The sequence below is a fragment of the Rhizobium fabae genome (assembly GCF_003985135.1).
Taxonomy (GTDB): domain Bacteria; phylum Pseudomonadota; class Alphaproteobacteria; order Rhizobiales; family Rhizobiaceae; genus Rhizobium; species Rhizobium pisi.
The window spans coordinates 1-13,828 of sequence record NZ_ML133664.1 but is presented as its reverse complement, the minus strand read 5'-3'; the positions used below and the strand labels follow the sequence as shown (position 1 = coordinate 13,828).

The following is a 13,828-nucleotide window of genomic DNA, read 5'->3' as shown; positions in this document are numbered from 1 at the left end:
CTGGCCCTCGAACTTTCAGGCAAGTCAACCACGTTCGAATTAAGAATGATTATAAAAAAGTATGACGATTGTCGGAATCGTGCGATTGGCAGGCGAGCGCACGGTGGCGGGCACGAGAAGGGTCTCGTAAAAATCGGCAATATCCTCCTCGAACGGCGCCGGAGAATCATCCGATGCGGCGCCGGCGCCGTTTTCGATATCCGCAGAAACCGTCACTCGCAATTCTCCAAACCCTGGTCCGTCGATCCTGAAGCATGACTGAATCTGCCGATGTCCACGGGGATCGGACCTTGGTCCCGGCGGCTTCCGACCGAAGTCCATGAAGTGGAACAGGTCATCGATCGGCTCCGTTTCGAAAGCGACCCAAGGAGATCCGAAGATGACCCAGAGCAATAGATCCAAAGCCGATGACGCCTGGAACGCGTCCGTCGTCGCCCTCGTGATCGTTCTCGCCGGCCTTCTCTACATGTTCGGCGCAGCCATGTCCGGCGATGGCCTCCCGTTGACCGAGAGCATAAAGGGCGCCGAAATCTTCGATACCAGGGATCTGCCTTGACGCGGTTTGGAAAAACTCAGAAGACGCGATAGGTTAATCGGGAAATTTCTTGCCGGTATCAAAATGATTTGGCTTCGCCGCTGGAATGCCCGCTCGCTCGCCTCCCAGTTCTTCATCGCAGGTGGGCTCATATCGATCGCCGCAATGTTCCTGGTGGGGCTTCTCGTAACCCACCTCATACAGGACGCCGTCATCCACAATTCCGGCGCGGCGACGGCGCTGTACGTGGACAGCGTGGTTGCGCCGCTACTTCCTGATATGCAAACGGAATCCCTGCTGGACGAGGGCAGCGCCCAAGCTCTTGACGAGACGCTCGGTCAGGGCGCGCTCGGCCAGCGCCTTGTTTCGTTCAAGCTTTGGCGGAACGATGGCACCATCCTCTATTCGAACGAGAAGGCGCTGGTGGGCAAGAAGTTTCCGGTGACCGACAAGCTCCAAAAGGCATTCGCCGGGTCGCTCGTCGCGCGTTACGAGGTCGCCAGCGATCCGGAAAGCAGTCAGGAGCGTGCGCTCGGCAAGCCGCTCATGGAAATCTACAACCCCGTCCTCCAGCCGTGGTCAGGACAGGCGGTCGCCGTACTCGAATTCTACGAGACGGCACAAGGGCTCAGCGACAGCCTGGCGCATGCCAGGCTCCGGAGCTGGGGCGCCGTCGCCGCTCTCACCGCAATCTTTTTCCTTGTTCTCTCCGCCCTGGTGTTCCGGGGCAGCCGCACGATCGAGGCGCAGCGCAAAGACCTCAGGGAACGGGTCAACGAACTATCCACGCTGCTGGCAGAAAACCGCAGGCTCCAGCGGCGGCTGCAGCTTGCCTCCCAGCGGGCGGCAGCGCTGAACGAGACATATCTGCGCGGCATCGGCGCCGATCTGCACGACGGCCCGGCCCAACACATCGCATATGCATCGTTGCGGCTGGACAGCGACCTGCTGGTCAACGCTGCCACAGAGCCCGAAGCGCGCGAAAAGGAGCTTTCCTGGATACGCTCCAGCCTTGCCGAGGCCATGACGGAGATCCGCAACATCTGCGGCGGGCTGGTGCTGCCGCAGATCGAGAAGTCCTCAATCACCGAGATCGTGACGCGTGTCGTCGAAGCACATCAGCACAAGACCGAAACACGCGTCGAAACTGTTGTCGACGAGGACGGACCAGAGCTTGCTCCTGCCGTGAAGATCTGCATTTATCGCTTCGTTCAGGAGGCCTTGAACAACGCCTATCGCCACGGCGGCGGCGTCCAGCAAGCCGTCAGGGCCGTCTCGCACAACGGTCATGTCCGCGTCGAGGTCAGCGACCGCGGCGACGGCTTCGATCCGAGGGAAGTGAGACCGTCGAGCCTTGGCCTGGTCGGACTTCGGGAACGCATCGACAGCCTTGGAGGATCCTTTGAGATCAAGACAGGCGAAGGAGGAACGACCGTGACCATGATCTTCGAGCCTATGGAAGTGGGAGACGAGAGATGACAGCAATCACCATCGGCGTCGTGGACGACCACCCGCTTTTTCGGGAAGGCGTAACACGCAGCTTGTCGGAGATCAGCAACTTCGTCGTCGTCGGCGAAGGTGCCAGCAGCGATGACGCAGCCATGATCGCTTCCAACAGCCGCCCTGATGTCATGCTCCTTGATGTCTCCATGCCCGGCGGCGGACTAATCGCAATCGGTCAGGTCCTGACCGTCAGCCCGTCGACAAAGGTCCTCATGTTGACCGTATCGGAGGAGGTGGACACGTTGCTTGGGGCCTTGCAGCGGGGAGCGATGGGCTATGTTCTCAAAGGTGTGGGTTCGCGCGGCCTTGCCGAAGCGATCCGGACCATTCTGAACGGATCGCGATATATCTCGCCGACGATGTCGGCAAAGGTCATGGAGAATTCGCTGCAGGGCGGAACCTCCGAGAAAAACGGCCTGACGCCGCGGGAACGCGAGGTGATGGATCTTGTCGCCCAAGGCTTGTCGAACAAGCATATCGGCTTGCGTCTCGGCCTGCAGGAAAAGACCGTCAAGCACCACATGACACAGATTCTGAGCAAGCTCGGCGCCTCGAACAGAACCGAGGCGGCTCTGCAATGGCGCGAACGGCGCTAGCATCGGAGGCAAGCACGCCGCGCATTTGCTGGAGTTGTTCTAACGAAAGAAGCGGCTCAGCCGGCGGGCATCGCTGGCGGTCCCTTGCCGGCTTATAATCGTCCGGCCTTTCCCGTCCTTCATGATATAGCGGCCGCCTCGCAGGGTTTCAGTGATGCCGTTCGCGTGACGGATATCGATCGAGCCGTCGGAAGCTTCGGTCGCTTTGGTTCCCGAGCCTTGTGACGAGCCTGTCGCCGAGGAAGAGGATCCCGAACCGTTGGTGGAGTTCCCGCCGGCGCTATTTCCGGAATTCCCGCCGCCGTTTCCGCTCCCTCCCCCATTGCCGCCGCTATTGCCATTTCCTCCCCCGTTGCCGTTTCCTCCTCCGCTGCCGCTACCGTTCCCGCCGCTATTGCCGTTCCCGCCACCGTTGCCACTATTCCCGTTGCCGTTCCCGCCGCCATTGCCATTTCCATTATTGCCGTCTTTTGCCCAGGCGCGTTTCATCGCCGGAAGAGGAAGGGAGCCGCCGAGATTCAAGGTCACTGGAGAGGCGACAGTTATGAGGGCAAAGGCTGCGCCGCCACCCAATCTCAGAAAATCGCGTTTCGAGATGCTCATCGCCTAGCCTTGTTCGTCCATTCTTCGGCGCCCCCGCGCATTTACAGAATAATACTTGAGTATTTGTCGCTGTTCGGAAGAACGAATGCAACGGGACTAGGTACCAAAACAAGCAGGACTTTGGTCCGGCCTGAATGATTTCCAGGCCTAAAACCGGGAAAAGTCTGTGCGTTGTGATTTGCCGGCGTTGCGCAGGGAGCCGTTTGCTCTCCCCATCGACCATTGTGCCGCAAAAAGACGGGAACGCATTCTTTCGGAACTTCTTCCCCCGTCGTCGCTTTGTTGATTGTCGAAATGCAATGGAGGAAACCCCGATGGCAAACCCTAACGAATCCCCCGCAGTCCAATCCATGCGCAAGGAGCAGGCAGAGCAGCAGAAGCAAGCCCGAAAAGGCGACCTCGACAAAGGCATCGAGGACACCTTCCCGGCATCCGACCCGGTGTCGGCCACGCACACCTCGATTCCTGCCGGCCGCACCGATACCGAGGCGGCAGCGCGTGTAAAACGGGAACCCGACCCCACCAAGCTCGACGAAGAGCCTCCTCTGGTGGATCAAGCCCTGCGCTCGACCGGCCAAACCGCCCGCTCCTCCAAGGGGTTCAATGTCGATCGCGAAGAAATGCGGGCGCTTCAGAAAGAAGCCAGTCAGATAGCCGAATCCGCTTCGGAGCTGGCTTCCGGAACGGCCCGCCTGGCAAAAGCAGAAGCACGCAGCTTCGTCCGCGATCTTGAGGATCGAATCCGCCGGCAGCCGCTGACAGCCGCAGCGATCGTCGCGGGCATCGCCTTCGTCTTCGGCGCAACGCGTTGAGGAGCCAGCCACGGCAACGCGATATATGAGGAAACCCGGGAACGTTTCTGGAGCATATTCGGCATTGCCTCGATTTCGGGGGGCTCATGAAAATCGCGACCTACAACGTCAACGGGATCAACGGACGGCTGGATATCCTGCTGCGCTGGTTGAGGGACGATGCACCTGATGTGGCCTGCCTCCAGGAACTCAAGGCCGACGACGCCAGGTTTCCGCGAAAGGAGATCGAACGAGCCGGCTACGGCGCCGTCTGGCATGGACAGAGATCCTGGAACGGGGTTGCCATCCTCGCGAAGGGCAAAACGCCGATCCTGACGCGGCGCGGTCTTCCAGGCGATCCCGACGACAGCCACAGCCGATATATCGAAGCCGTCGTCGACGGCATCCTGATCGGATGCCTCTATCTTCCGAACGGCAATCCCTTCCCGAGCGGCAAGTTCGAGTACAAGCTTCGCTGGTTTCGTCGTCTGCACGACTATGCCGCCGACCTGCTCGAGCTAGACGTGCCGTCGATCCTGGCCGGCGATTTCAACGTCATGCCGACCGAGATCGACGTGTACAAGCCGGAGCGCTGGCTGGACGACGCACTCTTCAGGCCGGAAGTCCGCAAAGCCTATGCCGATCTCGTCGCCCAAGGCTGGACAGACGCCATCAGGCATCTGCATCCGGGAGAGCGCATTTACACCTTCTGGAAGTACTGGCGGAACAGTTTCGAACGTGACGCCGGGCTTCGGATAGACCACCTCCTGCTCAGCCCGGCCGTTGCACCGTGGCTTCGATCGGCGAGCGTCCGAAGAAAACCGCGCGGCTGGGAGCATACGAGCGACCATGCGCCCGTAATGATCGAACTCGATATGCGGCCAGCTATCGACGACGCCGGTGGAAAGACGGGATCCGCCCAGGCGGGGCGATGACAATACTTCTCGAAGCCATTGCGATCACCGGCCTCGCCTCATTCATCGGCCTCCAGATCGTAGATGCCGCCTGTCAGCCACGCCGGCCAGTCCCGCTCGAAGAAGGACTTGGCGCCTTCATCGAACATGCGGTTCCGACGCGTGGAAAGCCTGATCTCATCCCCATCGAGCCGAACGACGATCTGCTCCTCCCGATGCGCCTGGCGTTCCTTTCGGAAGCGATATTCCTGCAACGGACCTGAATGCGCCAGCGGAAGGGATTCGCCTTGCGTATCGCATATCGCCCGCGCTCCGCGGCTGCCGCCCCCATTGCGGATGAAGAAGTCGAGCGCGGCGAGCACGGCTTCCGACGCAAGCGCCATGTGCCGCCATTGCACGCCGCGAACTGCCTCCGCTGCGCGACCGTAGGCGACGCCCTTGTTGCGAATTTCAGCAGTCAGCTTGCGCGCTTCGATCAAAGCCCTACTGACACCCTCCTCATCGCAAATGATCCCGGCCCTATCGCTCATACGCGCCTGTATTTCCGAGCGGATCGATTTGACGGCGAGAGGGCTTTCGGTGTGGAGAGCGCCGAGAAGGGCGATGATTCCTGCGCTGGCGGTCGCGGTTATATCCTCTCCAGCGGCCTGCTTCGCCTTGCCGCTCGCGCTGATATGTTCGGCCGCCCGTGTGCCGAAGACCTGGCCGGCGTTCAGTGCCGCTCCGCCCGGTCTGGTCACGCCGTGTGTACCTGCCGCCTCGCCGACCGCGTAACAGCCCCTGAGATTGCTGCGGCCCCAGGTGTCGACCATGATGCCGCCGTTCATGTGCTGGTTGTTGACTGCGAATTCCAGCGGCTGCTCGGCAATATCGATCTTGTAGCGGCGGTAGAGTTCGATCGCGAGCGGGTTCATGTGCTTCAACCGATCGATCGGCATCTGCTGGCCGGCGTCGGCATTACCGAGATAAAGGCGGACGTCATCGTCCAGTCTCTCCAAGCTGAACGGCAGGTCACCGGGAACACGCAGCGGATTGCGATTGAAGTCCATGAAGACACGCCGTCCTGCGGCGGTTTCGCGATAGATGGCGAGATCCACCAGGCTTGAGCCGAAATCGAGCATGCGCGTAGCGTGAAACGGCCACTGATAGCCCTTGCGGAAGACATTCGACGCCAGTTCCTGCGTGGTGCGGTAATATTCCGCCAGGAAGTGATATTCCGCGCCTTCGGCGTCGAGCGAATAGATATGCGGGATCGCCTGAACATAGGTGCCCGACAGATTCCAGGGGAATCCTTCCCGGCGCGTTCCGATGCCGAACTGGCTTTCGGTCAGATTCACGAGCTCGACACCAGCCTCGAGCGCCAATCCGAGGGAACCGAAGCAGCCGTTGGGATAGACGCTGTCGCGATAAAGCTCGCCCGGTCCACCGGCCGCGAGCATGATCACTGCACTGACAAACAGCGCGATGCCCAGCGGGTTTTCCTCCGTGCGATCGCCGGCGCGCATGACCAGTAGTCCAACGACGTGGCGGTCCGCTCCGTCGCCCTCGGTAAGTATCTTGACCGCTGTGGTCTGATTGTAGAACGGCACCTTGAGCCGGATCGCCTCCTCGGCCAACACTTTGACCATCAAGCGCGAGGTGCGCGGGCCACAGCTGGTGGCGCGACCGACCTCGTCATGGTCGGTCTGATATCGCAGCGTTCCGCCAAAGGGATTCTGAGGCAGCGGCAGGCCTAAGAACTGGAGCGACGCCATCATGCGGGACGAGCCCACCGCCTCGACGTAAGCCGTGTCCTCGTCCATGGCACCGCCACTGCGGATAGCGCGGGCCATTGCCTTGTAATTGTCGCCCTGATCGGCCGTGTTTGCCGTGTGAAGGGTCTGTTTGTCCGATCCCGAACAAGCCGAGGTTCCGCCCCATGCGCTCTGGCTGACGATGACGACGTCATCGCCGCGCCGCTTCATTTCCACCGCCGCACGCAGGCCCGCCGCACCGGATCCGACGACGACGCAACCGGCCCGATAAACCGGCACCTCGATGCCGGCAAGCCGGACCGTTCCCGACGGCGCGGCCTCCGGCGGAAGCCTGGGCATGTCGATATCGGTCAGCGCATCAAGAATTTCCTGCGGAACGTCTATGGTCATCGCCTCGTCACAATCAATTGAGCGGGATGTCGACCCAGCGTTTCTGCCGGGAGGATTCCATGCAAGCATCGACGATCTGGCAGATGTGGTGTCCCGTATCGAATGTCGGCCACATCGGTTTGTTCGCAACGATCGAGCGGATGACCTCGGCCACCTCGATGATCTTGCTTTCGTTGTAACCTATGCCGAAATTCGGCAGAGGCAGGAAAGCTCGAAACGTCGGATTCTCAGGACCCACGTCGATTTCCCGGAAACCTCGTCGCCCCGTCCGGTCGTCGTTGGAGTAGAAGCGCAGCCGGTTTATCTCGTCATAGCTATAGGCAATGCTACCCTTCGTTCCGTAGACCTCGTAGGTCTGCATGAATTTGCGGCCGGTTGCGACGCGGCTGAAATCGACGATCCCGCCGGCGCCGTTCGCAAACCGGCACAGCAGGTTGGTTGCATCAGGGTTGGTGATTTCGGCCCAGGACTCGTTGCCGGACAGTTTCACCTGCTCACCATAGGCAAGGCCCTCGACGACGGGCCTGCGCGACGTCACGATCAGATTGTCGGCGATCAGGGAACTGACGCGGCCAACCAGGAAATCCATGAAGCTGAAGATGTGCGAACCGGTATCACCGACGATCCCCGTCGGCGCAAGCTTTCCATCGGCGCGCCACATGAAGGGCGCGTTCGGATCGCCATACATGTCAACGTGCTGACAGCCGCGGAACAGTTTGATCTCGCCGATTTCGCCGGATTGAATGATGTCCTTCGCCAGATCATGAACGGGATTTCGGGGAAAAGCATGTCCGACGCGGGTTATGACGCCCTTCTCCCTAGCAATGTCGGCCAGTTCCCGCGCTTCAGCGGCGGTGTTTGCCAACGGCTTCTCGCAATAGACATGCTTGCCCGCCAGCAAGGCCGCCTTTGCCACCTCGTAATGAAGATGATCCGGCAGGCAGATATCGATCAGATCGACATCGGGATCAGCGACCGCCAGTTTCCAATCCTGAAGAATCCTTGCGCCCGGCGCCCTGTGGGAAATATCCTCGGCTGCCTTCGAGTGGCCTTCGACGAGAGCGACGATCCGGGCTGTTCCGTCCGATACGCCGAAGAAATGCGGAAAGGTCTGGTAGGCCATCGTGTGGACCTTTCCCATCCAGCCCGAGGCGCCAAGCACCGCAACTCTGACTTCAGACATCGTCGTCACTCCTCTCCACAGGGCTTACCGGATTTCGGCACGGGCCCGAGGCCTCTTATCGTTGCGTTCGTAGGCGAAGATGGTGGGAGCAAGCGGAGGCAGGCCCCGAATGAGATCCGATCCCTTTTCGCCGACCATGATCGTCGGAGCGTTGGTATTGCATGACGGCACACGCGGCATGACCGAGGAATCGCAGACCCTGAGGCCGTCCAGGCCGTGAACCCTGAGATCGAGCCCGACAACCGCGCCCGGACCCGTTCCCATCTTGCAGGTGCCGACGGGATGATGGTCGGTCTTTGCGTTGGCGCAGCCGTAGTCGAAAAGCTGCTCATCGGTCATGACCTTCGGGCCGGGAAGCCTTTCGGCCAGGACGAAGGGCTTCAGCGCCGCCTGCTGCATGATCTCGCGCGCGATCTTGAGCCCCTCCAGGGACATCTTCCTGTCATGGGGGTCGGACCAGTAGTTGGGGTCGATCAATGGAGCGGCAGCCGGGTCGGACGATGACAGGCGGACCGTCCCCCGCGAGCGCGGATGCAGATAGGCAGAGTTCAGGGTCACGCCAGCGTTCTTGAGCCGCTCGACGCCCGCTTCGATGCCGGACCCGAGGCCGAGGTGGAACTGGATATCTGGAGAGCGCGCATCCGGATCGGCGTACCAGAAGCCGCCGGTCTCGAAGAGCGACGATGCGACCGGGCCAGTGCGGAACAGGACATATTGGATCCCGGCCCAAAGCGTGCGGTGAAGTTTTGCGATGCCATCATAGGTGTGATCGCCCGTGCATTCGGCGATGACGAAAAGATCCAGGTGATCCTGAAGGTTGCCGCCGACACCAGGCAGGTCGTGGAGCACCTTGACGCCCACCGACTTCAGATGATCGGCCGGCCCTATGCCGGATTGCAGAAGGAGCTTCGGCGATCCGATCGCGCCGGAGGAAACCAGTACTTCGCGTTCGGCGCGTACGATCTCCAGGCCGGTTGACGTCGCGATCTCGACGCCGACGGCGCGCGTTCCTTCCACGAGGATGCGCGTGACGCGGGCGCCGGTGCGCACTGTCAGGTTCTTCCGGTCCTTGATCGGCGAGAGATAGGCAAGCGAAGCCGACGACCGGCGGCGATTGCGCTGGGTCAGCTGGTAAAACCCGACTCCCGCCTGCTGGCGACCGTTGAAATCGTGATTGTAGGGAATGCCGAGTTCCTGCCCGGCGCGGATGTAGGCGTCGCAGATCGGCAGCGGCGCAGCCGGCATCGAGACACCCACCGGACCGCCATAGGCGTGGTAGTCGTCGGCGAAGCGCTGATTGTCCTCCGCACGTTTGAAATAGGGAAGGATCGAACGGTAGTCCCAGCCCTCGCAGCCGTCTTCACGGGCCCAGAGATCATAATCCGCCGCGTTTCCGCGTGTATAGAGCTGAGCGTTGATCGACGAACCGCCACCGATCACCTTTGCCTGCGTATAGCGAAGCACCCTGCCCTTCATGTGCTTCTGGGGAACGGTTTCCCACCCCCAGCTCGCCACACCTTTGGTCATCTTGGCAAAGCCGGCCGGCATGTGGAAAAGAGGATTCCAGTCGCCTCCGCCCGCTTCGAGAAGGAGTACCTTGACATCGGGATCTTCGCTCAGCCGGCTTGCAAGCACGCATCCTGCAGGACCGGCGCCCGTGATGATGTAATCGAATCCCATTTTACTGTCCTGTTGCATCCGGCCTGGCGACCGCCAGCGCCTGTGTCATGCCTGCAAAATCCTTCGACGCAATGTGATCTGCCACTCTCAGTGCCTGGGCGGCGATGGTGAGCGCAGGATTGACCGCAGCCGACGTGGGCAGGAAACCGGCGTCGACGACGAAGAGGTTTTCGTGATCGTAGGAACGGCAGTAGGTGTTCAGCGGCGCCGTTGCCGGGTCGTTTCCGATGCGGATCGTTCCGCATTGATGGGAAGGCGTGCGCTTGTCGAAGGGCCTCGACAGCACGATCGGAAATCCGATCGACTTCAGGATCACCTTCAGCTTGGCGACAAGGGCCAGATGCGCATCCCAGTTGGTTCGCTGCCACTGGAGAATGATCCGATCTCCATCCACCATGACCCGGCTTTCGGGATTGGGCACGTCCTCGCTCATTGCATAGAAGTCGATGGCATGGCCGGTGATGAAGCGCAGCAGCCATTCCGGCGCCTGCGGCAGCGAGCCCTTGAGCACCTTTTCGGAGATTCGACCCAGAAGCTGGACGTTGCCGAGAGGCGGTCCTCCCTCCCCGTCCGAGAGATAGAAGTCGTTGAAGGCAAACGTCTTCTGGTAGACGGAAGTGTTCCTGAACTTCGGCGAGACGCCGATGACGGCGGACGCATTGTGGTTCATGAAGTTACGCCCCACTTGGTCGGAAGAGTTCGCCAACCCCCTTGGGAAGCGGTCGTTTTTCGAGCGCAGCAAAAGCACTGATGACTGGACTGCGCCGGCGCAGAGGATCACGATCTTTGGCGAAATGGTCACCGTCTGACCGTTCTTGACATAAGTCACCCGGTCGATCCGGCTGCCGGCTCCCGTGTCGAGCCTGGTCACGCGCGCATTGGTTTCGAGCCGCACGTTCTCGTGCTTCAGCGCCACTGCCAGCGCTGCGGTCTCCGCATCCATCTTGCCGTCCCGCGCGTTCGGATGCGCATCCCATGGTGTGTGTGCCTTGGTGAGCCAGGCGTCGAGATCCAAGCCAAGCGGCAGGGAAAACGGATGCAGGCCTTTCTCCTTGAGGCGCGCCCTGACATCGGCGATCGGCGCCTCATCCGGAACGGGCGGATAATCGTAGGCAGCCGAATGGTATGGCTCCGTCGGATCATCACCCAGACTGCCGCGAACCTGGTACAGATGTTCCGCTTTTGAGTACCACGGCTCCAGCTCTTCATACGGAAACGGCCAAGGCGGCGATACGCCTTCCCGATGCTCGATGATGTCGAAGTCTTGCCTGCGGTAGCGCGACAAGACGGCGCCGTAGAACTTCGAATTTCCGCCGACATTGTAGTAGTTGCCGGGATTGAACCCGTTGCCGTTCGCTTCGTACCACGTCTCTTTCGGCCGGAAGTGGCCACGCTGGAAGATGGCGCGCTGGTCGCGATTGACTGGAAGATCGGCGATATGATCGCCGGCCTCGAGGATCAATATCCGTGCGCCGGTCGCGGCGAGGCCGGCGGCGACCGTGGAGCCGCCGACGCCTGAACCGATGATGATGATATCCGGTGAACCGCTCATATCAGCACCTTGCCCTCACGTTATTCGTGCCTGGGTTTGGGGATCGAAGAAGACGGCCTTGTCGAGATTGAAGGCGAGGCGTGTGTTTTGTCCTGGCGCGATGCCGGCATCGGCGCGCAGGCGGGCGATGACGGACTTGCCGCCGAGTTTGGTGACGGCGAAGGTGTCGGAGCCGGCCGGTTCGACGACCTCGATCAGGCAGTCGCCTTCGGTCAGCGAGCGCGCCTTGCGGTCGGCGCCATCGGGATCGGTCAGCGCTTCGGGGCGGATGCCGAAGATCACCTGTTTGCCGGCATAGGAGGACAGGCCGTTGCCGGCTGATATGACGGGCAGTCTCAGCGGTCCGCCGTGCGGGCGTTCGAGCGAGACCTCCAGCCCACCCCCGCCATTCTCGACGGTGGCGTTGAGCAGGTTCATCGCCGGCGATCCCATGAAGTCGGCGACGAAGATATTGGCGGGATTGTTGTAGATCTCGGCCGGCGTGCCGAACTGCTGCAGCACGCCATCCTTCAGCACCGCGATCTTGGTCGCCAGCGTCATCGCCTCGATCTGGTCGTGGGTGACGTAGACGATCGTCGTGCCCATGCGCTGGTGCAGCCGCTTGATCTCGGTGCGCATGTCGACGCGCAGCTTGGCATCGAGATTGGAGAGCGGTTCGTCGAACAGGAAGACCTGCGGATTGCGCACAAGCGCCCGGCCCATGGCGACGCGCTGGCGCTGGCCGCCCGACAGCTGGGAAGGCTTGCGGTCGAGCAGATGGCCGATCTGCAGCATGTCGGAGACCTGCCTGATCGCCTTTTCGCGCTCGTCCCTGGCAACACCGCGGATCTCCATGCCGAAGGCGATGTTGCCCGCCACCGTCATGTTCGGATAGAGCGCATAGGACTGGAACACCATGGCGATGTCGCGCTTGGAGGGATGCAGGCCGGCGATCGAGCGCCCGTCGATCCTGATATCGCCCGAGGTGATCGTCTCCAGCCCGGCAATGGTGTTGAGCAGGGTCGACTTGCCGCAGCCGGACGGGCCGACCAGCACCAGGAAGCCGCCCTTTTCGAGTTCGAGATCGATCCCCTTGAGGATGTCGACGGCGCCGAAGCGCTTTCTGAGACCGGAGATTTCCAGGAAGGCCATGGGTTACCCTTTGACAGCGCCCGCCATCAGGCCACGCACGAAGTAGCGGCCGGCGAGGATATAGACGATGAGCGTCGGCACGGCGGCGATCATCGCCGCCGCCATGTTGACATTGTATTCGACCACCCCGGTCGAGGTGTTGACGACGTTGTTGAGCGCCACCGTCATCGGCATGGAGTCACCGGTGCCGGCATAGGCCGAGGCAAACAGGAAGTCGTTCCAGATATTGGTGAACTGATAGATGACGGTGACGACGATGATCGGCAGCGAGTTCGGCAGCATGATGCGGCGGAAGATCTGGAAGAAGCTCGCGCCATCGACCTGGGCGGCCCGGACCAGCTCGGTCGGAAAGGCCTCGTAGAAATTGCGGAAGAACAGCGTGGTGAAGCCGAGGCCGTAGACGACATGGACGAAGACCAGATTGACCGTCGAATTGCCGAAGCCGAAGCTGAGGCCCGTGGCGTTCTGCAGCGTCACCCCGAAGCGGCCGAGCGAGCCGAGGATCGTCGCCATCGGCAACAGCACCGACTGGAACGGGATGAAGCAGGCAAACAGCATCAGCCCGAACACCAGCGTATGGCCGGGGAAGCGCCATTTGGTCAGGATATAGCCGTTGAGCGCCCCCATGATGGTGGAGATCGCCACCGCCGGCACCACCATCTTGATCGAGTTCCAGAAGTAGCCCTTGATGCCGGCGCAGGTCAGCCCGACGCAGGCCTCGCCCCAGGCCTTCACCCAGGGATCGAAGGTCGGCGACTGCGGCAGCGCCAGCATGTTGCCGTTCTGGATCTCGTCCATCGTCTTGAACGAAGTGGTCAGCATGACGAAGAGCGGCATCAGGTAGAGGACCGCGAAGATCACCAGCAGGCCGTAGATGACGATGCGGCCGATCCAGCGGGCATTGTTGTTCCTGCTGTCGCTGGCCTGCGAAAGCGTTGCTGCCGAGGTTCCTGTTGAAGAGGTCACGCTGCTCATCGGGCCTTCTCCTTCAGTTCGGAATAGAGATAGGGCACGATGATCGCCGAGATGGTCATCAGCATGATGATGGCGCTGGCCGAGCCGACGGCCATCTCGTTGCGCTTGAAGGTGTATTCGTACATGAAGTTGGAGGGCAGCCAGGCCGAGCCGCCCGGCCCGCCCGAGGTCAGCGCCACCACGAGGTCGTAGGACTTGATCGCCATATGGGCGAGCACGAT

At 61.3% G+C, this 13,828-nt stretch carries 13 protein-coding genes and 1 pseudogene; 5 read left to right on the top strand and 9 right to left on the bottom strand.

Features of this window, described 5'->3' with window-relative positions; translation table 11 throughout:
• Positions 1-39: 39 nt before the first annotated feature.
• Positions 40-216 (bottom strand): hypothetical protein, encoded by a 177-nt coding sequence (locus tag EFB14_RS33840; RefSeq protein ID WP_164737614.1) that lies wholly within the window; start codon positions 214-216, stop codon positions 40-42.
• A 163-nt stretch (positions 217-379) separates the two neighbouring features.
• On the opposite strand from EFB14_RS33840, the gene EFB14_RS33120 reads away from it, so the two are divergent.
• From EFB14_RS33120 to EFB14_RS30105, 3 genes are all read left to right on the top strand, one after another.
• Complete coding sequence (locus tag EFB14_RS33120) at positions 380-556, top strand: hypothetical protein (RefSeq protein ID WP_164737613.1); 177 nt, start codon at positions 380-382, stop codon at positions 554-556.
• 63 nt (positions 557-619) lie between these two features.
• The gene (locus EFB14_RS30110; RefSeq protein WP_126830297.1) at positions 620-2,014 is read left to right on the top strand and encodes a sensor histidine kinase; all 1,395 of its coding nucleotides are present in this window, start codon (positions 620-622) and stop codon (positions 2,012-2,014) included.
• Positions 2,011-2,634, top strand: coding sequence for a LuxR C-terminal-related transcriptional regulator (locus EFB14_RS30105; protein ID WP_125845083.1), 624 nt, complete (start codon positions 2,011-2,013; stop codon positions 2,632-2,634). The genes EFB14_RS30110 and EFB14_RS30105 overlap by 4 nt, the downstream gene beginning before the upstream one ends.
• 39 nt (positions 2,635-2,673) lie before the next feature.
• On the opposite strand, the gene EFB14_RS30100 is transcribed toward EFB14_RS30105, so the two are convergent.
• Entirely contained in the window at positions 2,674-3,237 is a 564-nt protein-coding gene (locus tag EFB14_RS30100) for a hypothetical protein (RefSeq protein ID WP_126830295.1), read from the bottom strand.
• A gap of 314 nt (positions 3,238-3,551) precedes the next feature.
• On the opposite strand from EFB14_RS30100, the gene EFB14_RS30095 reads away from it, so the two are divergent.
• Together EFB14_RS30095 and xth are read left to right on the top strand one after the other, a co-directional pair.
• Positions 3,552-4,049, top strand: coding sequence for a hypothetical protein (locus EFB14_RS30095; protein WP_126830293.1), 498 nt, complete (start codon positions 3,552-3,554; stop codon positions 4,047-4,049).
• A gap of 86 nt (positions 4,050-4,135) precedes the next feature.
• Entirely contained in the window at positions 4,136-4,963 is an 828-nt protein-coding gene (xth, locus tag EFB14_RS30090) for an exodeoxyribonuclease III (RefSeq protein WP_126830291.1), read from the top strand.
• A gap of 38 nt (positions 4,964-5,001) precedes the next feature.
• On the opposite strand, the gene EFB14_RS30085 is transcribed toward xth, so the two are convergent.
• From EFB14_RS30085 to EFB14_RS30055, 7 genes and pseudogenes are all read right to left on the bottom strand, one after another.
• Positions 5,002-7,086: an FAD-dependent oxidoreductase gene (locus EFB14_RS30085; RefSeq protein WP_126830289.1), complete on the bottom strand. Its 2,085-nt coding sequence runs from the start codon at positions 7,084-7,086 to the stop codon at positions 5,002-5,004.
• A 13-nt stretch (positions 7,087-7,099) separates the two neighbouring features.
• Positions 7,100-8,269, bottom strand: a complete 1,170-nt coding sequence (locus EFB14_RS30080; protein WP_126830287.1) for a Gfo/Idh/MocA family protein — start codon at positions 8,267-8,269, stop codon at positions 7,100-7,102.
• A gap of 24 nt (positions 8,270-8,293) precedes the next feature.
• Positions 8,294-9,949: a GMC family oxidoreductase gene (locus EFB14_RS30075; protein ID WP_125845088.1), complete on the bottom strand. Its 1,656-nt coding sequence runs from the start codon at positions 9,947-9,949 to the stop codon at positions 8,294-8,296.
• 1 nt (position 9,950) lies between these two features.
• A complete protein-coding gene (locus tag EFB14_RS30070) occupies positions 9,951-11,501 on the bottom strand; it encodes a GMC oxidoreductase (RefSeq protein ID WP_126830285.1) in 1,551 nt (516 codons plus the stop codon).
• Positions 11,502-11,516: 15 nt separating this feature from the next.
• Complete coding sequence (locus tag EFB14_RS30065; protein WP_126830283.1) at positions 11,517-12,632, bottom strand: ABC transporter ATP-binding protein; 1,116 nt, start codon at positions 12,630-12,632, stop codon at positions 11,517-11,519.
• Between the two features lie 3 nt (positions 12,633-12,635).
• Positions 12,636-13,607: a carbohydrate ABC transporter permease gene (locus tag EFB14_RS30060; protein WP_126830281.1), complete on the bottom strand. Its 972-nt coding sequence runs from the start codon at positions 13,605-13,607 to the stop codon at positions 12,636-12,638.
• Positions 13,604-13,828: pseudogene (locus EFB14_RS30055) on the bottom strand (sugar ABC transporter permease); the annotation flags it as partial. The gene EFB14_RS30060 and the pseudogene EFB14_RS30055, both read right to left, overlap by 4 nt.